Origin of the sequence: Mesorhizobium sp. RCC_202 (assembly GCF_041355295.1) — a bacterium.
Classification (GTDB): Bacteria; Pseudomonadota; Alphaproteobacteria; order Rhizobiales; family Rhizobiaceae; genus Mesorhizobium.
Genome location: NZ_JBFUPO010000021.1, coordinates 1 through 19,322, shown reverse-complemented (window position 1 = coordinate 19,322; position 19,322 = coordinate 1). Strand labels below are relative to the sequence as shown.

The 19,322-nt window shown below is 64.2% G+C and carries 21 protein-coding genes; 6 read left to right on the top strand and 15 right to left on the bottom strand.

The window, feature by feature from the left end; all coding sequences use genetic code 11:
- Positions 1 to 5: 5 nt before the first annotated feature.
- Positions 6 to 1,259 carry an aspartate kinase gene (locus AB6802_RS29575; protein ID WP_371013759.1) on the bottom strand — a complete coding sequence of 418 codons (1,254 nt, stop codon included), beginning with the start codon at positions 1,257 to 1,259 and terminating at the stop codon, positions 6 to 8.
- A 214-nt stretch (positions 1,260 to 1,473) separates the two neighbouring features.
- Between AB6802_RS29575 and AB6802_RS29570 the strand changes: the two genes are divergently transcribed.
- Positions 1,474 to 1,770 (top strand): antibiotic biosynthesis monooxygenase, encoded by a 297-nt coding sequence (locus AB6802_RS29570; RefSeq protein WP_371013758.1) that lies wholly within the window; start codon positions 1,474 to 1,476, stop codon positions 1,768 to 1,770.
- 10 nt (positions 1,771 to 1,780) lie between these two features.
- On the opposite strand, the gene AB6802_RS29565 is transcribed toward AB6802_RS29570, so the two are convergent.
- Both AB6802_RS29565 and AB6802_RS29560 read right to left on the bottom strand, forming a co-directional pair.
- Positions 1,781 to 3,844 (bottom strand): diguanylate cyclase, encoded by a 2,064-nt coding sequence (locus AB6802_RS29565; RefSeq protein WP_371013757.1) that lies wholly within the window; start codon positions 3,842 to 3,844, stop codon positions 1,781 to 1,783.
- A 259-nt stretch (positions 3,845 to 4,103) separates the two neighbouring features.
- A complete protein-coding gene (locus AB6802_RS29560) occupies positions 4,104 to 4,667 on the bottom strand; it encodes a putative glycolipid-binding domain-containing protein (protein WP_371013756.1) in 564 nt (187 codons plus the stop codon).
- 200 nt (positions 4,668 to 4,867) lie between these two features.
- Between AB6802_RS29560 and ubiG the strand changes: the two genes are divergently transcribed.
- On the top strand, positions 4,868 to 5,617 hold the full coding sequence (ubiG, locus tag AB6802_RS29555) for a bifunctional 2-polyprenyl-6-hydroxyphenol methylase/3-demethylubiquinol 3-O-methyltransferase UbiG (protein WP_371013755.1): 750 nt from the start codon (positions 4,868 to 4,870) through the stop codon (positions 5,615 to 5,617).
- Between the two features lie 60 nt (positions 5,618 to 5,677).
- Here the strand turns inward: ubiG and AB6802_RS29550 are convergent, their stop codons facing one another.
- Together AB6802_RS29550 and AB6802_RS29545 are read right to left on the bottom strand one after the other, a co-directional pair.
- The gene (locus AB6802_RS29550) at positions 5,678 to 6,178 is read right to left on the bottom strand and encodes a flavin reductase family protein (RefSeq protein ID WP_371013754.1); all 501 of its coding nucleotides are present in this window, start codon (positions 6,176 to 6,178) and stop codon (positions 5,678 to 5,680) included.
- A 157-nt stretch (positions 6,179 to 6,335) separates the two neighbouring features.
- Positions 6,336 to 7,250, bottom strand: a complete 915-nt coding sequence (locus AB6802_RS29545) for a DMT family transporter (RefSeq protein WP_371013753.1) — start codon at positions 7,248 to 7,250, stop codon at positions 6,336 to 6,338.
- Between the two features lie 93 nt (positions 7,251 to 7,343).
- Here AB6802_RS29545 and AB6802_RS29540 point away from each other — a divergent pair, with 93 nt between their 5' ends.
- Positions 7,344 to 7,829: a MarR family winged helix-turn-helix transcriptional regulator gene (locus AB6802_RS29540; RefSeq protein ID WP_371013752.1), complete on the top strand. Its 486-nt coding sequence runs from the start codon at positions 7,344 to 7,346 to the stop codon at positions 7,827 to 7,829.
- Positions 7,830 to 7,961: 132 nt separating this feature from the next.
- On the opposite strand, the gene AB6802_RS29535 is transcribed toward AB6802_RS29540, so the two are convergent.
- From AB6802_RS29535 to AB6802_RS29520, 4 genes are all read right to left on the bottom strand, one after another.
- The gene (locus tag AB6802_RS29535) at positions 7,962 to 8,387 is read right to left on the bottom strand and encodes a DUF1178 family protein (RefSeq protein WP_371013751.1); all 426 of its coding nucleotides are present in this window, start codon (positions 8,385 to 8,387) and stop codon (positions 7,962 to 7,964) included.
- Complete coding sequence (locus tag AB6802_RS29530; protein WP_371013750.1) at positions 8,384 to 9,238, bottom strand: carbon-nitrogen hydrolase family protein; 855 nt, start codon at positions 9,236 to 9,238, stop codon at positions 8,384 to 8,386. Before AB6802_RS29530 ends, AB6802_RS29535 begins: the two co-directional genes overlap by 4 nt.
- Positions 9,239 to 9,240: 2 nt before the next feature.
- Positions 9,241 to 9,504, bottom strand: coding sequence for a glutaredoxin 3 (gene grxC, locus AB6802_RS29525; protein ID WP_371013749.1), 264 nt, complete (start codon positions 9,502 to 9,504; stop codon positions 9,241 to 9,243).
- A gap of 75 nt (positions 9,505 to 9,579) precedes the next feature.
- Positions 9,580 to 10,380: a ComF family protein gene (locus AB6802_RS29520; protein ID WP_371013748.1), complete on the bottom strand. Its 801-nt coding sequence runs from the start codon at positions 10,378 to 10,380 to the stop codon at positions 9,580 to 9,582.
- 64 nt (positions 10,381 to 10,444) lie between these two features.
- Between AB6802_RS29520 and AB6802_RS29515 the strand changes: the two genes are divergently transcribed.
- A complete protein-coding gene (locus tag AB6802_RS29515) occupies positions 10,445 to 11,317 on the top strand; it encodes a methyltransferase domain-containing protein (RefSeq protein WP_371013747.1) in 873 nt (290 codons plus the stop codon).
- A gap of 5 nt (positions 11,318 to 11,322) precedes the next feature.
- Here AB6802_RS29515 and AB6802_RS29510 read toward each other — a convergent pair whose 3' ends face one another.
- The 5 genes from AB6802_RS29510 to argJ all read right to left on the bottom strand — a co-directional run bounded on the left by AB6802_RS29510 (position 11,323) and on the right by argJ (position 14,472).
- Positions 11,323 to 11,499, bottom strand: a complete 177-nt coding sequence (locus AB6802_RS29510; RefSeq protein WP_371013746.1) for a Flp family type IVb pilin — start codon at positions 11,497 to 11,499, stop codon at positions 11,323 to 11,325.
- A gap of 110 nt (positions 11,500 to 11,609) precedes the next feature.
- Complete coding sequence (locus AB6802_RS29505) at positions 11,610 to 11,927, bottom strand: hypothetical protein (RefSeq protein ID WP_371013745.1); 318 nt, start codon at positions 11,925 to 11,927, stop codon at positions 11,610 to 11,612.
- Positions 11,928 to 12,032: 105 nt separating this feature from the next.
- Positions 12,033 to 12,455, bottom strand: coding sequence for an 8-oxo-dGTP diphosphatase MutT (gene mutT / locus AB6802_RS29500; RefSeq protein ID WP_371013744.1), 423 nt, complete (start codon positions 12,453 to 12,455; stop codon positions 12,033 to 12,035).
- A complete protein-coding gene (locus AB6802_RS29495; RefSeq protein WP_371013743.1) occupies positions 12,452 to 13,231 on the bottom strand; it encodes a GNAT family N-acetyltransferase in 780 nt (259 codons plus the stop codon). The genes mutT and AB6802_RS29495 overlap by 4 nt, the downstream gene beginning before the upstream one ends.
- Positions 13,231 to 14,472: a bifunctional glutamate N-acetyltransferase/amino-acid acetyltransferase ArgJ gene (argJ, locus tag AB6802_RS29490; protein WP_371013742.1), complete on the bottom strand. Its 1,242-nt coding sequence runs from the start codon at positions 14,470 to 14,472 to the stop codon at positions 13,231 to 13,233. The genes AB6802_RS29495 and argJ overlap by 1 nt, the downstream gene beginning before the upstream one ends.
- 188 nt (positions 14,473 to 14,660) lie before the next feature.
- Between argJ and AB6802_RS29485 the strand changes: the two genes are divergently transcribed.
- Positions 14,661 to 15,257 carry a TetR/AcrR family transcriptional regulator gene (locus AB6802_RS29485; RefSeq protein ID WP_371013741.1) on the top strand — a complete coding sequence of 199 codons (597 nt, stop codon included), beginning with the start codon at positions 14,661 to 14,663 and terminating at the stop codon, positions 15,255 to 15,257.
- A gap of 52 nt (positions 15,258 to 15,309) precedes the next feature.
- Here the strand turns inward: AB6802_RS29485 and AB6802_RS29480 are convergent, their stop codons facing one another.
- Positions 15,310 to 16,233 (bottom strand): peptidylprolyl isomerase, encoded by a 924-nt coding sequence (locus AB6802_RS29480; protein WP_371013740.1) that lies wholly within the window; start codon positions 16,231 to 16,233, stop codon positions 15,310 to 15,312.
- A 262-nt stretch (positions 16,234 to 16,495) separates the two neighbouring features.
- Between AB6802_RS29480 and secA the strand changes: the two genes are divergently transcribed.
- On the top strand, positions 16,496 to 19,222 hold the full coding sequence (secA, locus tag AB6802_RS29475; RefSeq protein WP_371013739.1) for a preprotein translocase subunit SecA: 2,727 nt from the start codon (positions 16,496 to 16,498) through the stop codon (positions 19,220 to 19,222).
- The last annotated feature ends 100 nt before the right edge of the window (positions 19,223 to 19,322 follow it).

The window sequence follows — 19,322 nt, the reverse complement described above, 5'->3', positions numbered from 1 at the left end:
TCTTGCTACTGCTTATCCAGACCGTAGACGGAATGCAAAGTGCGAACCGCAAGTTCGGTATAGGGACCGTCGATCAGTATCGAAATTTTGATCTCGGAGGTGGTGATGGCGCGGATGTTGATCGCCTTGTCGGCCAGCGCCTTGAACGCGGTGGCGGCAACGCCGGCATGGCTGCGCATGCCGATGCCGATCACCGAAACCTTCGACATGCCGGCTTCCGACTGCACCACGTCATAGCCGACATCGGCTTTCAGGCGATCGAGCACGGCCAGCGCCTTGTCGACATCGCCGGAGGGCACCGTAAAGGTCATGTCGGTGAATTTGCCGTCCTCCGAGATGTTCTGGACGATCATGTCGACATTGATGTTGGCCTCGGCCAGCGGGCCGAAAATGCCGGCGGCAACGCCTGGACGGTCGCCGACGCGGCGCAGGGAAATCTGCGCTTCGTCCTTGGCGTAGGCAATTCCGGTGACGACCTGCTGTTCCACGATCTCTTCCTCGTCGCAAATGAGCGTTCCGGGCGGATTGAGCAAATCCCCCATTCCGGGCGCATCGGGATCGTCGAAGGACGACCGCACGAAGGTGCGCACCCTGTGTACCATGGCAAGCTCGACCGAGCGCACTTGCAGCACCTTGGCGCCGAGCGAGGCCATTTCGAGCATTTCCTCGAAGGAAATCTTGGCCAGCCGGCGCGCCTTCGGCTCGATACGCGGATCGGTCGTGTAGACGCCATCGACATCGGTGTAGATGTCGCAGCGGTCGGCCTTGACCGCGGCCGCTATCGCCACGGCGCTGGTGTCGGAGCCGCCGCGGCCGAGCGTCGCGATGCGGTTGTCCGGGCCGATGCCCTGGAAACCGGCGATCACCGCGACCTGGCCCTCGCCGAAGCGCTTGATCAGGAAGGCGCCGTCGATATCGAGGATGCGCGCCGCGCCATGCGCGTTGTCGGTCTTGATCGGGATCTGCCAGCCCTGCCAGGAGCGCGCATGGATGCCCATATTCTGCAGCGTGATCGCCAAAAGGCCGGCGGTAACCTGCTCGCCCGAGGCGACGACGGCATCGTACTCGCGCGCATCGTGCATAGGCGAAGCCTCGCGCGTCCAGCCGACCAGCTCATTGGTCTTGCCGGCCATGGCCGAGACCACCACCGCAACATCGTGACCAGCATCGACCTCGCGTTTGACATGCCGCGCCACATTGCGGATGCGGGCGATGTCGGCGACCGAGGTTCCGCCGAATTTCATCACGATACGCGCCATGGAAGCGAAATGCCTTTGACTGAAGCCGGCTTCTCGCCGGAAACGGAAGGAAGCGCCCGGCAAAGCCGAGCGCGGAAATGCGCGGCCTCCTTAGCCAAAACGGCAAGGCTTCGCAAGCGAGCCGCGCCATGACCGGCCCGGCACCGACCATCCTGACAGATTCCCGTCATCGATCATGCGATAAAGCGGCCATAACCACCGCTTGGAGATTCGCATGACCGAGACCCTGGAAATCGTCACTTTCCGCCTCAAACCGAGCACCGAGGCCGGCTTTGTCGCCAACAACGGGGTGATGACGGACTGGCTTGCCCGGCAGCCGGGCTTTCTCAGCCGCCATCTCGGCAAGCGCGATGACAGCACCTGGGTCGACGTTTTGCGCTGGCAAAGCATGAAACAGGCCCAGGCCGCGGCAGACCGCATCATGGCCGAGATCGGCGACAGCGAGGCGCTGCAGGCGATCGATCCCGCGACGATCGACATGCGGCACGCCGAAGTCGTGCTTGCTGGTTAGGCGACACCAGTCAGGCCTGACCTGTCCTTTTATCGGCTTTGGAACTGTCCCAGTCCGGATCGGCCTTGCCCAATCCGGCCACGACCCGGTCGCGCCCATCCGCCTTTGCCTGATAGAGCGAACGATCGGCGGCGTTGACGATTTCGACCCATGACGCGCCAAGTTCCGGGAAGGCGGAGACGCCGAAAGATGCGGTGACGGTGCCCAATGTGCGCCCGCGATGCGTCAGATGCAGTTGCCTGATCGCCTTGCGCAGCGCCTCGGCGCGCTCGGCGGCATCGGCCAGCGACGTCGCCGGCAGCATCAGCGCGAACTCCTCACCGCCATAGCGCGACACCACATCGCTTTCCCGGGCGTGGTCGAGCAGCGTGCTGGCGACCTGCTTGAGCACGAGATCGCCCGCCTCGTGCCCGAATGTGTCGTTGAACTGCTTGAAATGGTCGACGTCGAGCATGATCATCGCCATCGGCTGCCCCGAACGCTCCATGCGCCGCAGTTCGCGACCGCTGGTCTCCTCCAGATAGCGCCGGTTGTAGAGCCCGGTATTGGGATCGCGGATCGATTGCTGACGCAGCGTTTCGCGCAGGCGCAGATTGGCGAGCGCCAGGGCCAGCGTGTCGACGACGCCGCGCAGGACCTGCTGCCGCGCGGCGAGCCAATCGGGAGTATCGGCGGCATTCGGCTCGCAAAGATGCACGATGCCGAGCGTTTCGCCCTGTGCCGCCAGCGGCATGCAGACATAGCCGCGGCCGCCATTCTCGGTGACATGGTTGCAGCGGGGCGTCAGCATGCCTGGGCCGGCGACATGCTGCTGGCCGCGGCGCAGCGCCCAGCAATCCTCGGGCGCGAACTGCCCGACGCTCGAACGGATTTCGCCCCAATGCGCCGTCTCCTCGACCAGATTGCGCGAGGCGCTGGTCAGATGCACCGTGCCGCTCAAGCCGTCGAAAAAATCCGGCATGGCCGAGCCGACGACCGAGAATGCCTCCTGGAAGGTGACGCAGGCCTGAAGCAGCTCGCCGAGCTTGACCAGCCGGTTGGTGGCCTGCGATGTCTCGCGCAGCTCTTGGTTGAGCACCGCCAGTTCCTCGGCGCGGTCGTTCACCGCCCGCTCGGCGCTGCGCAGTTCGCTGATGTCGCTCAGCGTCAGCACGACGCCGCCACCGGCGCGGTTGAGCGGATTGCAGCTTGCCACCACCGGCAGCTGCGATCCGTCAGGCTTTACCAACCGGATCTCGGCTTGATGCCGGCGTCCGGTGGCAAGCGCCAGCTCGACCGGCGTCGCGCCCGGCGCCAGCCTGTCTCCCGAATTTGCCCGCATCTCCAGGACCGAGCGCCAGTCCTGCCCCTTGATCTTGCTGTTGTGCCGTCCGGCAATGTCGGCGGCGGCCGGGTTGGCCGACACGATGCGCCCCTCGGCGTCGATGACGATGATGCCTTCGGCGACGGTGCGCACGATGTCTTCGATGTAAGCCTTCTGATCGACTAGCTGCCGGCGCGAGGTTTCGAGGTCGCTCGCCATGCCATCGAACCCTTTTGCCAATTGCCCGAACTCGTCCCTCGAAGCGCCGCCGATGCGGGCGCCGGCGTCGCCGCGCGCCAGAGCCTCGATACCGCGGTTGAGGCCCGAAAGCCCGGCGCCGAAACGGCTGAGCAGCAGGAGCGCGGAAAGCGCGGCAATCAACATGGCGGCGGCGGTCGACAGACCGACCAGCCAGATCATGGCGTTGGTGCGGTTCTGCGCGGCATGCAGCAAGGGCGTGTATTCGAAAAGCACGACGCCGACGACCTTGCCGGGCGCATCCTCGATCGGCACCGCGATAAGATTGATCGGATCGACCACATCGGCGCTGTCCTCGACGAAGGCGCGCGGCTGGCCGTCGTCCAGCACGTGGCGGATTTCGTCGCCGCGATCATGATCGAACGGCTTGCCGACATTCTCTTCCTCGCCCGGTATATCGGCGAGGATGGTCTTGTCCCGGCCGATAACGACGAGATCGCGTTTCGAGCCGCTGTGCTGCAAGGCGACGAAATCCCGCAGCGCGCCCGGCCTCGCGAACAAGGACCTTGGCATGTCAGAAGCTTTGAAGGCGATGGCTTCGGCGAGCTGCCGACCCACGCTTGCCGCGTCGGCAACAGCTGCTGTCCTGGTTTGCGAGATTTGCAAAACGATTGCGATCGCGCCGACGAGACCAATCAAGACCGCGGCGCTCAAAAACGTGGCAATGATCTGGGTTTTGATTCGCACCAGGCCGTCCCGATACTCAGACCGGCAATGTATATGCCAAACCGCGGTCGCGCCCCGGCAAACCGTCAGCCCGGTAAATCGGACGTTAAGGGATCGATGCGTCGGCGCTTCGCCACAGGCCGGGATAGTCGACAACGAAGCCAGCGGCCGACACCTCCAGCACGGCATCGTAGCCGAACATAGGCGCGGCATAGGCATAGCGCCGTTCGTCAATCCGCCGGTAGGTCTGGTCGAGACGCATCAGCTTGAGTTCCGGAAAGGCCAGATAGGCTGCCGGAGCAGGGGTCGACGCGCCGACAGCGAGGTCGAAGCGGCGGATCGCCACGAGGTTCGTGGCCGGCGTGAAGCCGAGGTCTACGTCGACAAGTCCGGCGACCGCCGCCTGCGCCGCGCCATTCAGCATCCATTGGCCGTCGTCGAGCCGTTCGACCTCGTAGCGCAGGGTTTGCGCGCCGAGAAAGCCGTCGACGCGCGCTGAGCGCGTGCGCCAGCCGGCGTCGCAATCCACCGCGTAGGCAAGGCTGCATGGCTGGTCGTCCTGCAGGAAGAGCGCATGTCCCTCAAGCCGCCAACCGTTGTCGGTTGCGCAAAGCAGGCAGGCGTCGTGGCCTTCGAGATCGAGACGGCGCCAGAGGATCGAGGGTTGCATGATCGCATTCCTTTTTCGACAACATGCCCTCCCTTTCGCGCGATGTCGCAAAGCCGTTTCAGCGCCGGTGCAATCAAGCTGCCATGTGCTGACAAAGATGGGCGTGCGGCGGCAGCCGCAAAAACCTGCCTTGACTTTCGCTGCTTGGGACCCGACTTCCTAGCGTTCTTTGTCTTCCCCACGGCCGAGGAGACCCGCCCATGCCAGAGCCCCGCCGATCGACCATCGATGCCGGAGAAGTCGAGCGCTTCTCCGCCCTTGCCGCCGAATGGTGGAACCCGAACGGCAAGTTCCGGCCGCTGCACAAATTCAATCCGGTGCGGCTTGCCTATATCCGTGACCAGGTGGCGGCGCGCTTCGGCCGCGATCCGCGCGCGGCCCGGCCTTTCGAGGGGCTGCGCTTCCTCGACATCGGCTGCGGCGGCGGGCTGCTGTGCGAGCCGATGGCCAGGCTCGGCGCCGAAGTGGTCGGCGCCGACGCTTCGGCCACCAACATCGAGGTCGCCAAGCTGCATGCCGCGGAATCCGGGGTCAGCATAGACTATCGCGCCACCACCGCCGAGGCGCTGGCCGATGCCGGCGAGGCCTTCGACGTGATCCTCAACATGGAAGTCGTCGAGCATGTCGCCGATGTCGACCTGTTCGTCGCCAAATGCGGCGAGATGGTGCGTCCCGGCGGCATCATGTTCGTGGCCACTATCAACCGCACGCTGAAGGCGCTTGGGCTTGCCATCATCGGCGCCGAGTACGTCCTGCGCTGGCTGCCGCGCGGCACCCACCAATTTGGCAAGCTGGTGCGCCCTGAAGAGCTGGCGAAGGCGCTGGGTGCTGCCGGGCTCACCGTCATCGACCGCACCGGCGTCATTTATCATCCGTTGGCCGACCGCTGGCAGAAGTCCAGAGACATGGACGTCAACTATATGGTGTTGGCGGAAAAGGGATCGGTCTGATCGCTCTTTCTGCAAGCTTGCCCAAGGGACTGTTGAGATTCATCTGAATATCGCCGCCACCTAGGCATCCAGCGGCCGATAGCCGCCCCGCCAATAGATCAGCGCCTGGCCGGCATCCTTGGTTCGGACCGCTTCGACCGAGCCGATGACGATGGAGTGCGTGCCACGGTCGATCATCTCGTCAAGGCTGCAATCGAAGGCGGCGACAGCATCGGCCAGCAACGCAGCACCCGTCTTCAGCGTCGTCCATTCGGCACCTTCATAGCGGTCCTTGCCCTTGATGCCGCCGAAGCCGGAGAAACGCTCGGCGACGGCCTGATGCTGGGGGCCGAGCGAGTTGACGCCGAAATGCCGGTAGCGCTCGATCACCGGCCAGGTCGACGACGAGCGGTTGACGCAGGCGATCACCTTCGGCGGCTCCGCCGACAGCGACACGACCGAGATGACGACCAGGCCGGAGCGATCATCGCCGACGCCCGCGGTAATCACGCTGACATTGCCGACGATGAGCCGCATGGCCGCACGGAAGTCGGCAACGCTGACCGGGCCTTCTGTCGACATCGCTTCCTCCTGTTGCGCCGGCCGGCACGCTGCGTGGCGGGTACGCGATGCGACACCATCCTATTCGAGAATAGGAAGCTCCCTGTCTCGAGGACAGAGGAATTGCTTGGCCCAGGCTACAAAAACCGTCGGCTTGAAAGGCGCAAGACCAAAGGACTCACGCTGCCTGGCGTTGCGCTTTCACACTGACCTGGCTTTGCGCCTTGGTGGTGATGAACACGCCGGCGGTGATGATGGCGGCGCCTGCCCAAGTCAGCAGCTGATAGTGCTCGCCAAGGAAGAGCGTGCCGGCGAACAGCCCGACGGCCGCCGCGACGTAACCGATCTGGCTGAGATAGACCGGGCCGCCGACCGCCTGCAGGCGGAAGAAGAAGGCAAACATCGCCGAGGCCGAGGCAACTTGCGCGATGACCACCAGCGGCACGCCGGCGAGCGGAGCGAAGGCGTGCCAGCCCAACAGCGTCAGAATGCCAATGAGGAGCAGCGTGGCCGACGCCAAATGGCTGCCGACGGCGAGTTCGATCGGCCCGGTGCCTTCCGGCCAGTCGACGGTGCGGTAGATGTTGCCAGCGGCCAGGCTGACCGGGATCAGCAGGCCGATCGCCACCCAGAAATAATCGGCCGGCTGGCCCGCCTCGCCACGTGTAAACGCGACCATCACGGCGCCGACGAAGCCGACGGCGATACCGACGACGCCGAGCAGATTGGGCCGCCTGACGCCGAGCAGGATCGAGAACACCAGGGTCACGACAGGCGACAAGGTGAACATGATGCCGGTGTAACCGGCGCCGAGATGCGGGATGGCGGAAAACATCAAGAGATTGGGGATCGCGTAGGAAATCGCCGCCGTGATGAAGAAATAGCGCAGTTTGTGCGGCGTCAGCCGTACGCGTTCGCCGCGCAGCAACAGCGCCAGCGACAGCACGCCGCCGGCGCCAAGCGAGATGACGAAAGCCCAGACCATGGCCGGTACGCCAACGGCGGACGCTAGCTTGCCGAAAGGCAGCGTCATGCCAAGCAGCCCGCCCGTCACCACCAAAAGGCCAATCGCCGAATCCCAGAGAAATTTCATCAGTCGTCCCCTGCAGCCGCCTTGGCCATCATCCTGTCTTGAGGTAACATAATAGAACGATTCTTTACGTCAAGATACTTTTGGGTGAGATATATGGATCGCGCGGCAAAAGCTCTCGAACAGTGGCGCCGGGAACGGCCGGACCTCGACGTGTCGCCAATGGGCGTCATCGGGCGCCTGAACGAGGTTTCGACAATCATTATGCGCGATCGGTTGACGCCCGTTTTTGCGCGCTTCGGGCTGCAGGCCGGGGAATTCGACGTGCTGGCGACATTGCGGCGCTCCGGCGCCCCTTTCGCGCTGACGCCGACCGACCTTTACGAGGCGACGATGGTCACCTCCGGCGCCATGACCGCCCGGCTCGACCGGCTGGAAAAGGCCGGCCTGATCCAGCGCGCGCCGCATCCGAGCGACCGGCGTGGCATCGTCGTCCAGCTCACCGCCAAAGGGCTGGCGCTGGTCGACGAAGCGCTTGCCGCCCATGTCGCCAATGAGCACGCAATTCTTGCCGGCCTGACCGCTGCAGAGCGGGAGACACTGGCAGATCTGCTCGCCAAGCTGATCGACAGTATGGGTTAGAGCAATTCCAGGAAAAGTGTGAGCGGTTTTCCGTCCGGAATTGCGTCAAAACAAAGAGTTAGAGTGCTTCGCCGTTTCCATGAAACGGTGAAACGCTCTAGCCCATCAAACTGTTTCGACGTGCCGTCGAACTCAGTTCCGGTCCTCCGGGAAATTCGGGATCGGCATGAACTCGACGCCGTCCTCGGCCAGGCTTTGCGCCTCTTCCGGCGTCGCCTCGCCATAGATGCCGCGCTGATCGGTCTCGCCGAAATGGATCTTGCGCGCTTCCTCGGCGAATTTGTCGCCGACATAGTCGGCGTTCTCGCGCACCTTCTCAGCCAGCGCCTTGAGCTGCGCCAATGCCTGCTTTTGCGCCTCGCCCATGGCCAAGGCGACCTTCTCCTGCTTGCGCGAGGTCGAGACGGCCGGCGCCATCAGCGCCTTCTCGACCTTGTGCGAGCCGCAGCTCGGGCAGTCGACGAAGCCGCGCTTTTTCTGGCTGTCGAAGTCGTCATTGCCGCGGAACCAGGCCTCGAACTCGTGCTCGTGTTCGCAGATCAGGGAAAAGCGGATCAAGAGGCTGCACCTCTGAGACGCGTCGCCTCGCCGGCATTGACGGCAAAGTCGCGCGCATTCTTGAGGTTGGGGATTTTTCTGCGCGCCGCGGGCGATTGCGCCGGGTCGATCTCGGCGATGATCACCCCGGGTTCGTTGTGCGGCGCCTCTGCGATGATGTGGCCCCACGGATCGACGATCAGCGAATGGCCATAGGTCTCGCGCCCGTCCTCGTGCAGTCCGCCTTGCGCCGCGGCGATGACATAGGCGCCGTTCTCGATGGCGCGGGCGCGCAAGAGCACATGCCAATGCGCCTCGCCGGTCTGGCGCGTGAAGGCGGCGGGCACCGTCAGCACATTGGCCCCGGCCATCGACTCGGCGCGGAACAGTTGCGGAAAGCGCAGGTCGTAGCACACGGCAAAACCCAGTCGCGCTCCCAGGATATCGGCTACCACTGCTTCCGTTCCCGGCTCGTAGGAGGCGGATTCGCGCCAGCTCTCGCCATTGTCGAGATCGACGTCGAACATATGGATCTTGTCGTAACCGGCGACTACGGAGCCATCGGGCGCGAACAGGAAGGCGCGGTTGGCGAGCTTGCCGTCGGCGCGCAGGATCGCCGTCGAGCCGATATGCAGATGAATGCCGAGTTCCTTTGCGAGCCTGCGCGCAGTCGCGACGACGACGTCCTTGTCCTCGGTGGCGAAGACTGCGGCCTGCTTGTCGCGGATGAGCGCGCCGGTCATTTCCGGTGTCTGCACATAGGTCGCACCCTGGCCCGCGGCCTGGCGCACCAGCAACTCCATGTCGGCGGCGTTGCGCTCCGGGCTGGTGCCCGAACGCATTTGAACGGCGGCGGCCTTGAAAGGTCCCATTGTTATCTCCCGTTGGCGAGCAGCAGATCGAGCCGGCCCTGCGACTCCAGGTCATGGAGGTCGTCGCAGCCGCCGACATGCGTGTCGCCGATGAAAATCTGCGGAAAGGTGGTTCGCCCACGCGCCCGCGACATCATTTCCTGGCGCAGTTCCGGCGAGAACGAGGCATCGTGCTCGGTATAGGTTACACCCTTGCGGTCGAGCAGCCGCTTGGCGGCCGTGCAGTAACCACACATCATACGGGTATAAATCGTCACATCGACCATCGGTCGGCAATCCTGCCTGTGCATGCCGCCGAATGGGTGAGCGAAAACGACATGCAGCTGAACAACAACTTCAACCTATATAGTCACGGACTCATCGGCCCGGAAGTCCCCCGGCAGGACACGTGCGAAGGTAAGCACGTCGACCGCCCCGGCGCCGCCCTTTTTCAGCGCTTTGGCGAGGGCTCGCACGGTGGCGCCCGTGGTGTAGACATCGTCGATGACGAGCACGCGGCGGCCGGCGATCTCGATCTCGGCTTCCGGCGAAACACGGAAAGCGGCGCGCACATTCTCCTCGCGCTCATGCCGTTCCAGTCCCACCTGCTGGCGCGTCAGCTTCACGCGCCGCACCGCGGACGGCGAGAACGGCAGGTCGCCGAGCTTCGAAACCGCCCGCGCCAACTCGGCCGACTGGTTGAACTGCCGGCGAAAGAAGCGTCGCCAGTGCAGTGGCACCGGCACGACCACATCGGCTTCCGCAATCAGTTCGGCGCCGGCGCGCATCATCCAGCGCGCCATCCACGGCGCGAGGTCGGTGCGGTCCTGGTATTTCAGCCCCTGGACCATCTGCCGGGCGACACCGGAATAGACGACAGCGGCCCGTGCCCGCTCGAAAGGCGGCGGATCGGCGATCGCCTCGGCGCAGAGAAAGCCCTCGCCCATGTCATGCGTGAAAGGCGTGCCCATCACCGGACACCAGGGTTTCTCCAGGAGCCGGAGCTTCGGCCAGCAGGCGCCGCAGAGCACGCCGGGCTGCGACACATGGCGCCGGCAGCCGGCGCAGACTGGCGGAAACAACAGGCGAGCCGGCCAGCTCAGCGCCTGCCGCGTCATCTCCTTCAGCGCGATGGTCTTGATCTTGGGCACCGGATCGGCCACGTGAATGAAACCCCGCGCCAGCATAACACCAATGCGGCAGGCGCGGACAACAGGAACCCACGCCGTGCAGTCCTTGATCGACACTGAGCTCTGGCTTGCGCACAAGCGTCGGGCGCTTGCCCGCCCCGTCGAGGGCGCCGATTTCCTGATGCGCCGGACAGCCGACGACCTCGCCGACAGGCTGGGCGCCGTCGAGCGGCGGTTCGGCAAAGCGGCGACGCTGTTCTGTCAAACCCCTGCGGCGGCGGAAGTGCTCGCGGCGAGCGGCAAGGTGACCGAAATCGTGCGCGTCGAGGCGGACGGGACGTTTCTGGCCGGTGCAGCGGGCATCGTGACGCCGCCGGAGACAGTGCCATTCGAGGCCGAAAGCCTCGATCTCGTCGTGTCCTTGCTTTCGCTGCAAGCCATGAACGACATTCCCGGCGTTCTCGCGCAAATCCGCCGGGTGCTGAAACCCGACGGCCTTTTCCTCGGCGCGCTCGCCGGCACGGGCACGCTCGCCGAATTGCGCGAAAGCCTGCTCGCGGCCGAAACCGAGCTTTACGGCGGCGCCGGCCCGCGCGTGCTGCCGTTCACCGACGTCCGCGATGCCGGCGCGTTGCTGCAGCGCGCCGGCCTGGCGCTGCCGGTGGCCGATGTCGAGACGGTGACCGTGCGCTACGATTCGCTGTTCGATCTTGCCGCCGATCTGCGCGCCATGGGCGAAACCAGCCCGCTCATCGACCGCAGCCGGCGGCCGGGCACGAGGCGGCTGTTTGCGCGCGCCGCCGAGATCTACGCCGAGCGGTTTTCCGACCCTGATGGCCGCGTCCGCGCAAGCTTTTCGATTGTCTGGATGTCAGGCTGGGCGCCCGACGCCTCGCAGCAAAAGCCGCTCAAGCCTGGATCGGCCAAGGTTTCATTGAAAAGCGTTCTTGAAGATTCCGGCCCGAGTTGACCGTATCACTTGAATGCCTGAGCCAGCCTGCTGTTGTTGTCGCTGAACAGCCATTGGATCGCGCTGCTTGCCTGGCCGATGCCCGCGACGATGGCAAGCGACAGCACCGCGACGATCAGGCCGTATTCGATGGCCGTGGCGCCCGTTTCGTCTCTAACGAATTGCTGCAGCAGGTTTTTCATGACAACGAATCCCTCATGCAGAAATTCTAATGTCCCACCCGTTAAGAAAGGTTAACAGCAAAAGCTTAACGGGGTGTGAAACGGCCCTGTCCCAAAAAATCATTAACTATTCAGCACTCGCCGCTGCGGCTGCCGTCATTGCGGATGACGCAAATCGAGCTGGGGAAAGGCTGCAAGACGCTGCGGCGAAGCGTGTATGTATCGCGGTGGCCGATCGATCCCGTGGCGGTCATGTCGAGCCCGCCGGCGAAGCCGTCCCGAGCGGTCTGCGGCCGCGTTTGATTGTCAAGGAAAGGCGCTGCAATCAGCGCCAGCGCCACCGCGGCTGAACCGAAAAGAAGCGTGATCCGCAAGATGCCCATGCCGGCGTCCACGGCGCGAAAGCCGCGGTCAGGCCGGACCGAGTCCCAGTCTCTTTCAAGGCTCATGGCGTGGATCCCCAGTCCCGAAACGACGATATTGCCGTGCCAACGGCCCGCTCAATTTTCCACGTCGAGATAAATCTTCTATTAACGCTGCCTGAAACAGGCAGGTCACAAAAGGTCGATGAGGAACTGAATGAGCGGCGCGTCCGCCGGCGGCATCGGGTAATCCCGCATCTGCCGGGGCCGGACCCATTTCAGCCCTTGCCCTTCCCTGGGCTGGGCGATGCCGTGGAAGCGGCGGCAGACATATAGCGGCATCAAGAGATGGAAATCATCGTAGCTGTGGCTGGCGAAAGTAAGCGGCGCCAGGCATGGGATCTCGGTCTCGATGCCGAGCTCCTCTTGCAGTTCGCGCACGAGGCATTGCTCGGGCGTTTCGCCGGGCTCGACCTTGCCGCCGGGAAATTCCCACAGGCCGGCGAGCTGCTTGCCCTCCGGGCGCTGCGCCAGGAGCACGCGCCGGTCGGCATCGACCAGCGCGCAGGCCGCGACCAGGAGCAGGCGCTTTCCGGTTGGCTTGACCTCGCTCATGCGCCGGGCGGCCGCCGATAATGGTAGCGGTAGACCTCCTCGAAGCCGAGCGCGCGGTAGAGAGACAGCGCCGCGACATTGCCGGCCTCGACCTGCAGCCACGCCTCACGAGCGCCGCGCAGTCGCGCCCATTTCAGCGCCGACAGGATGAGGTTGCGCCCATGGCCCTTCTTGCGAGCCGACTTTTCAGTCGCGACTTCGAACAACCCGGCAAGGTCGCCGTCATGAACGCAGATCAGTGTCGCCAGCGGCTCATTGCCGTCTTCGAGCGCGAACAAGCCCGCCTCGGGCTGGATGGCGCCGATCACTTCCGACAGGCCGGGTCGCAGCGCCGCGTCAGACCCGCTGGTCCTGAGCGACGCGCCGATGAAACGACTGATATCCTTGAGTGGTATCTGGTCCATGGCCGCGCCGAGCTCGGCGTCTTTCAGCGGCAGTCGCATCACCAGCGATTCGTCGAAAATGCTCCAGCCCGCTTTGTCGAGATGCGTGGACAGCACCTGGCCCGACAGCGGCGACATGCGAAAGGTCAGCGGTCGGCCATAAGCGTCGAAACGTCGGGCGGCGCGGCCGATGCGTTCCTCGATGGCGTAGGTGTCGCCCGGATCGAGCGGGTTGACGGAATTCAGCCGCTTGGCCGGGAGCCCGGCCGTCAGCCGCACCACCCATGTCCCGTCATAATGGACGGCCGCCGCGGGCCAGGCGCGAAAGCCCGCCGCTTCGTAGCGGCGCACGACCGCAAGCACACTTGCCGGATGCCTGGACACCGGCGCCATCAGCTCCGGTAGTCGCCGTTGATGGCGACATATTCCTTGGTGAGGTCGCAGGTCCACACCGTCGCCTTGCCGCGGCCGATGCCGATATCTACGCCGATGCGGATGTCGTCACGTTTCATATAGGCCGAGGTCGCCTCTTCCGAGTAAGCCGGATCGCGCTCGCCCTCATGCGCCAGCCGATTGTCGCCGAACCAGATCGAAAGGCGGTCGCGGTCGGCCGGCTCGCCGGCCTTGCCGACCGCCATAACCACGCGGCCCCAATTGGCATCCTCGCCGGCTACCGCCGTCTTGACCAGCGGCGAATTGGCGATCGAGAGCGCAATGCGCTTGGCAGAGCGTGCCGACTTGGCGCCGGTGACGGTGACTTCGACCTGCTTGCGCGCACCCTCGCCGTCGCGCACGACCTGCAGCGCCAGCGACTTCAGCACCTTGCCTAGCGCACGGCGGAATGCGCCGAGCCGGGCGTCCTTCGGGTCGCTGATCGCCGGCGCACCGCGCGCGGCGGCCTTACCGGTGGCGAACAAAAGCAGCGTGTCGCTGGTCGAGGTGTCGCTGTCGACGGTGACGGCATTGAAGGTCTTGGCAGTGCCGCGCGACAACAGATCCTGCAGCACCTGGGCGGCGATCGGCGCGTCGGTGGCAATGAAAGAGAGCATCGTCGCCATGTCGGGCGCGATCATGCCGGCACCCTTGGCGATGCCGTTGATGGTGACGTCGGTGTCGCCGAGCTTCACAATCGCCGTCGCCACCTTCGGATAGGTGTCCGTGGTCATGATGGCTTTGGCCGCCTCGGTCCACAGATCCGGCTTGCCGTCCTTGACCAGGCCGGCAAGCAGATGGCTGAACTTCGTCGTGTCGAGCGGCTCGCCGATGACGCCGGTCGAGGCCAGGAAGACTTCGCTGTCGGAACATCCCGCGGCCTTCGCCGCCGCTTCGCCGGTCAGTGCCGTGGAAGCCATGCCCTTCTTGCCGGTGAAGGCATTGGCGTTGCCTGAATTGACCACCAGCACGCGCGCCTTGCCGGCGGCTAAGTTGTGGCGGCAGTAATCCACGGGCGCCGATGGGCATTTCGACTTGGTGAAGACCCCGGCGACCGTGGTGCCCGGATCGAAGACCATGGCCAGCAGATCGGTGCGGCCCTTGTATTTGATGCCTGCCTCGGCGGTCGCGATGCGCACGCCTTCGATGACCGGCATCTTGGGATATTTCTTCGGTGCGAGCGGCGAAATCGTAGCGGACATCGGGACCCCGGAGCGGCAATAAAAGCGGAGAAGGGCCGGTTTGCCCGATAGCGCGCCGCCGCGCAAGGGGCGTTCTGGCCGCGCCCAATGCACGGCATAAACGGTTCGGCAACTTTGAACCGGTCCGTTTCGTTTGCGTTCCGAAGCCAATAAGATTGGCGAGAGATTCACCGGCTAAGGACGACAACATGAGCGAGGACGCCGCTCCGGGGCGCAAATCGATCGGCGCCAGGCGCAATCCCGAGAGCGCCGACGCCATTATCGAGGCCGCCGAAGCGGTGCTGCGCGAGGCAGGCTATTCCGGCTTCTCGATCGAGGCCGTGGCGCGCCGCGCCCGGGCGGGCAAGCCGACTATCTATCGCTGGTGGCCGAGCAAGGCGGCGCTGCTGATCGAAGTCTATCAACGGCAAAAGCGCGTCGAGACGCCCGATACCGGCAACATCGAGGACGATCTCGTCGGCTTCCTGGGGAACCTGTTCGCCCATTGGCGCGACACGCCGTCGGGCAATGTCTTCCGTTCGCTCGTCGCCGAGGCGCAATCCGACGCGGCAGCGGCTGCAGCACTTGCCGACTATTCGAAAGCTCGCCGCGGCCATACCGGCCGCATCGTCGAGCGCGGTAAGACGCGTGGCGAGGTAGCGGCCGATGTCGATGCCGAAATCGTCGCCGACCTGATCGCCTCCTACGCCTGGCGGCATTTGCTGACAAACCGCCTCGACGAGAACCAGGCGACGATCCGCACCGCTGTCCGCTACGTGGTGCGCGGAATAACCCAGGCCTCATAACGCGAAAGGGCGCCCGAAGGCGCCCTCTTAAGAACAGTCGGTCGGCGATCGATTACTTGCTGCTTTCCAGCGTATCGATGTCCTTCTTGAGCTTCTCGTCCGGGATTTCGACCTTGGCCGCGGCGCGCAAATCCTTGACCATGGCGAAATACTTGTCGCGGATGACGGCCTGCTTGGCCTGATCCTTGACGTCGTCGAAAGCCGGCGGCTGCTTGGCGCGCTTGTCCTCGACCTTGATGACGTGCCAGCCGAACTGCGACTGCACCGGCTCCTTCGAGTATTTGCCGACGTCGAGCGCAAAGGCTGCCTTGTCGAATTCCGGCACCATCTGTCCCGGGCCGAACCAGCCGAGGTCGCCACCGCTGGTCTTGCCGCTCGGGTCGCTCGTGTGCTCGTTGGCGAGCTTCTGGAAATCGGCGCCGCCATCCAGCTGCTTGATGATCGCGTCGGCCTCTTCCTTCGTCTTCACGAGGATGTGACGGGCGTGGATTTCGTTGACCGGCGGCGTGTTGGCGATTTCCTGGTCGTAGCGGGCACGAACATCGGCGTCGGTCACCTTGGCGACGACTTCCTTCTCGACCACCTCGCCATGCAGCGCCCGCTGTTGCAGGAAAGCCATGCGGCGCTGGAAGTCGGGATCCTTGTCGAGCCCGGCATCGATCGCCTTCTTGGCCATGACGCGGATCTCGATCGCGGCCGAAAGTGCGGCGGCGCGGCGCTGTTCCGGCGGCAATTGCGCGAACTGCTGCGACAGCTCGCCCTCGGCAAGCTGAAGGTCGGCCTCGGTCAGCTTCTCGCCATTGACGGTGGCAACGACGGCATTCGGATCGACCGGTGCGGCCGCGGGCGCGGCGGCGTCCGGTTGGGCAGGCGCGGGCGCGGTCTCTTGCGCCATCAGCGGCGACAGGCAAAGAGCCGAGAGCCCGAAGGCCAGACCAAGGCTGGCAAGCGACGCACGGCGGAACGACAAGGACATCAAGATAACTCCAATGGGGATTGCCAATAGGGATCGTGGGAGCGGAAGGGTTCCAGATCAGTCGGATTGTGGCGGAATTTGGCGCTGCCCATAGGGCTAACGCAGCGTTGACATCGATTGAGCCCCCTCTTATCTGTCCATCGACTTGGCGTCCAGAACCGTTTTCCGGGCGCTTTTTGCGTTTGTCCGCGTTCACGCGGATTTGATGGGGCCGCCCGGCACCTGTCGCAACGACCAAGAATGCTATCGAAAGGACCATTGGATGGTCAGTCTCGGCGGTCTCGCCCGTAAGGTTTTCGGCTCTTCCAACGATCGCCGCGTCAAGTCGACCCGGCCAAGGGTAGAAGCCATCAACGCCATGGAAAACGAGATGCGGGCGTTGTCCGACGCCGAGCTTGCGGGGCGCACGGAAAAATTCCGCCAGGACATCGCCAACGGCGCTTCGCTCGAAGATCTTTTGGTGCCGGCCTTCGCGACAGCGCGCGAGGCGGCCCGCCGCGTGCTTGGCATGCGGCCTTTTGACGTACAGTTGATCGGCGGCATGGTGCTTCACAATGGCGGCATCGCCGAGATGCGCACCGGCGAAGGCAAGACGCTGGTCGCCACCTTGCCGGTCTATCTCAACGCGCTCGCCGGCAAGGGCGTCCACGTCGTTACCGTCAACGACTATCTCGCCACGCGCGACTCCGAATGGATGGGCCGCGTCTACAAGTTCCTCGGTCTTTCTGTCGGCGTCATCGTCCACGGCCTGTCGGACGAGGAACGGCGTGTCGCCTATGCCGCGGACGTTACCTACGCCACCAACAACGAGCTCGGCTTCGACTACCTGCGCGACAATATGAAATACGAGCGCGCCCAGATGGTGCAGCGTGGCCACAATTACGCGATCGTCGACGAGGTCGATTCCATTCTTGTCGACGAGGCGCGCACGCCGCTGATCATTTCCGGTCCGCTTGAGGACCGTTCGGAAATGTACAACACCATCGACACCTTCATCATCCAGCTGCAGCCGCAGGATTATGAGATCGATGAGAAGCAGAAGACCTCGATCTTCACCGAGGAAGGCACCGAGAAGCTGGAGAACCTGCTGCGCGATGCCGGCCTGCTGAAGGGCGAGTCGCTCTACGACGTCGAGAACGTCGCCATCGTCCATCACGTCAACAACGCGCTGAAGGCGCACCGGCTGTTCCAGAAGGACAAGGACTATATCGTCCGCAACGGCGAGATCGTCATCATCGACGAGTTCACCGGCCGCATGATGCCGGGGCGTCGCTATTCCGAAGGCCTGCACCAGGCGCTCGAAGCCAAGGAACATGTGGCGATCCAGCCCGAGAACCAGACGCTGGCCTCCGTCACCTTCCAGAACTACTTCCGCCTCTACAAGAAGCTGTCGGGCATGACCGGCACGGCGCTGACCGAGGCCGAGGAGTTCGGCAACATCTATGGCCTCGAAGTCACCGAGATCCCGACCAACCTGCCGGTTATCCGCCAGGATGAGGACGACGAGGTCTACCGTACGGTCGAGGAGAAATACAAAGCGATCGTCAAGGAAATCAAGGAAGCGCGCGCCAAGGGCCAGCCGACGCTGGTCGGCACGACCTCGATCGAAAAATCCGAGCAGCTGGCCGAGCGCCTGCGCAAGGAAGGTTTCAAGGATTTCGAAGTGCTGAACGCGCGCCACCACGAGCGCGAGGCGGCGATCGTCGCCCAGGCCGGCAAGCCCGGCGCCATCACCATCGCCACCAACATGGCCGGCCGCGGCACCGACATCAAGCTCGGCGGCAACGCCGAGATGCGCATCGCCGACGAACTGGGCGACATGCCGGAAGGCCCTGAGCGCGAGGCGCGCGAAAAGGCGATCCATGCCGACATCGAGCGCCTGAAGGAAAAGGCGCTGGCCGCCGGCGGCCTCTACGTGCTTGCCACCGAGCGCCATGAATCGCGCCGCATCGACAACCAGTTGCGTGGCCGTTCGGGCCGTCAAGGCGACCCGGGCCGCTCGAAATTCTTCCTGTCGCTGCAGGACGATTTGATGCGCATCTTCGGTTCCGAGCGCATGGACGGCATGTTGACGAAGCTCGGCCTCAAGGAAGACGAGGCCATCATCCATCCCTGGATCAACAAGGCGCTGGAAAAGGCGCAGAAGAAGGTCGAGGCCCGCAACTTCGACATCCGCAAGAACCTGCTGAAATATGACGACGTCTCCAACGACCAGCGCAAGGCGGTGTTTCAGCGGCGCATCGAGTTGATGGACGGCGAAGGTCTGACGGAGACGATCGCCGAGATGCGCGAAGGCGTCATCGAAGATATCGTCGCCAAGAACATTCCCGAAAACGCCTATGCCGAACAGTGGAACGTCGCCGGCCTCAAGGATGAAGTGGCGCAGTACCTCAATCTCGACCTGCCGGTCGAGGACTGGGTCAAAGAAGAGGGCATCGCCGAGGACGATATCCGCGAGCGTATCACTGCGGCTGCAGACGCTGCCGCCAAGGAACGAGCCGACCGCTTCGGCCCCGACGTGATGACCTATGTCGAGCGCTCGGTGGTGCTGCAGACCCTCGACCATCTGTGGCGCGAGCACATCGTCAATCTCGACCATTTGCGCTCGGTCGTCGGTTTCCGCGGCTATGCCCAGCGCGACCCGCTGCAGGAATACAAGAGCGAAGCCTTCGAGCTGTTCCAGGCCATGCTCGGCAATCTGGAACAGGCCGTCACCGCGCAGCTGATGCGCGTCGAGCTTGTGCGCGAGGCGGCTGAAGCGCCGCCGCCCCAGGCGCCCGACATGTTCGGCAGCCATATCGACGGCACCACCGGCGAGGACGACTTCCAGGGTGGTGACACGGCGCTTCTGGTACGGCAGGAGGCAGTGGTCGCACCGGAAAACCGCGATCCCAAGAACCCCGCGACCTGGGGCAAGGTCGGCCGCAACGAGACCTGCCCCTGCGGCTCCGGCAAGAAATACAAGCACTGCCACGGCGCGTTTGCCTGACCCCTCTTCCTTCTCCCGTTCATGGGGAGAAGCGCAACCATTAGCTCAGGCGGTGTGGTTTGCTGGCGGACTTTTGCTCCACGGAGTGCCGCGTTCGACG

Bases quoted from the DNA above. Each gene is read 5' to 3' on its own strand.
- AB6802_RS29560 (WP_371013756.1), bottom strand. From the start codon at position 4,667: ATGCAACCCTCGATCCTCTGGCGCCGTCTCGATCTCGAAGGCCACGAC.
- AB6802_RS29550 (WP_371013754.1), bottom strand. From the start codon at position 6,178: ATGTCGACAGAAGGCCCGGTCAGCGTTGCCGACTTCCGTGCGGCCATG.
- AB6802_RS29545 (WP_371013753.1), bottom strand. From the start codon at position 7,250: ATGAAATTTCTCTGGGATTCGGCGATTGGCCTTTTGGTGGTGACGGGC.
- AB6802_RS29495 (WP_371013743.1), bottom strand. From the start codon at position 13,231: ATGGCGCCGGTGTCCAGGCATCCGGCAAGTGTGCTTGCGGTCGTGCGC.
- AB6802_RS29480 (WP_371013740.1), bottom strand. From the start codon at position 16,233: ATGTCCTTGTCGTTCCGCCGTGCGTCGCTTGCCAGCCTTGGTCTGGCC.
- AB6802_RS29485 (WP_371013741.1), top strand. From the start codon at position 14,661: ATGAGCGAGGACGCCGCTCCGGGGCGCAAATCGATCGGCGCCAGGCGC.
- AB6802_RS29510 (WP_371013746.1), bottom strand. From the start codon at position 11,499: ATGAAAAACCTGCTGCAGCAATTCGTTAGAGACGAAACGGGCGCCACG.
- grxC (WP_371013749.1), bottom strand. From the start codon at position 9,504: ATGGTCGATGTGACGATTTATACCCGTATGATGTGTGGTTACTGCACG.
- secA (WP_371013739.1), top strand. From the start codon at position 16,496: ATGGTCAGTCTCGGCGGTCTCGCCCGTAAGGTTTTCGGCTCTTCCAAC.
- ubiG (WP_371013755.1), top strand. From the start codon at position 4,868: ATGCCAGAGCCCCGCCGATCGACCATCGATGCCGGAGAAGTCGAGCGC.
- AB6802_RS29530 (WP_371013750.1), bottom strand. From the start codon at position 9,238: ATGGGACCTTTCAAGGCCGCCGCCGTTCAAATGCGTTCGGGCACCAGC.
- mutT (WP_371013744.1), bottom strand. From the start codon at position 12,455: ATGAGCGAGGTCAAGCCAACCGGAAAGCGCCTGCTCCTGGTCGCGGCC.
- argJ (WP_371013742.1), bottom strand. From the start codon at position 14,472: ATGTCCGCTACGATTTCGCCGCTCGCACCGAAGAAATATCCCAAGATG.
- AB6802_RS29575 (WP_371013759.1), bottom strand. From the start codon at position 1,259: ATGGCGCGTATCGTGATGAAATTCGGCGGAACCTCGGTCGCCGACATC.
- AB6802_RS29505 (WP_371013745.1), bottom strand. From the start codon at position 11,927: ATGAGCCTTGAAAGAGACTGGGACTCGGTCCGGCCTGACCGCGGCTTT.
- AB6802_RS29540 (WP_371013752.1), top strand. From the start codon at position 7,344: ATGGATCGCGCGGCAAAAGCTCTCGAACAGTGGCGCCGGGAACGGCCG.
- AB6802_RS29570 (WP_371013758.1), top strand. From the start codon at position 1,474: ATGACCGAGACCCTGGAAATCGTCACTTTCCGCCTCAAACCGAGCACC.
- AB6802_RS29565 (WP_371013757.1), bottom strand. From the start codon at position 3,844: ATGCCAAGGTCCTTGTTCGCGAGGCCGGGCGCGCTGCGGGATTTCGTC.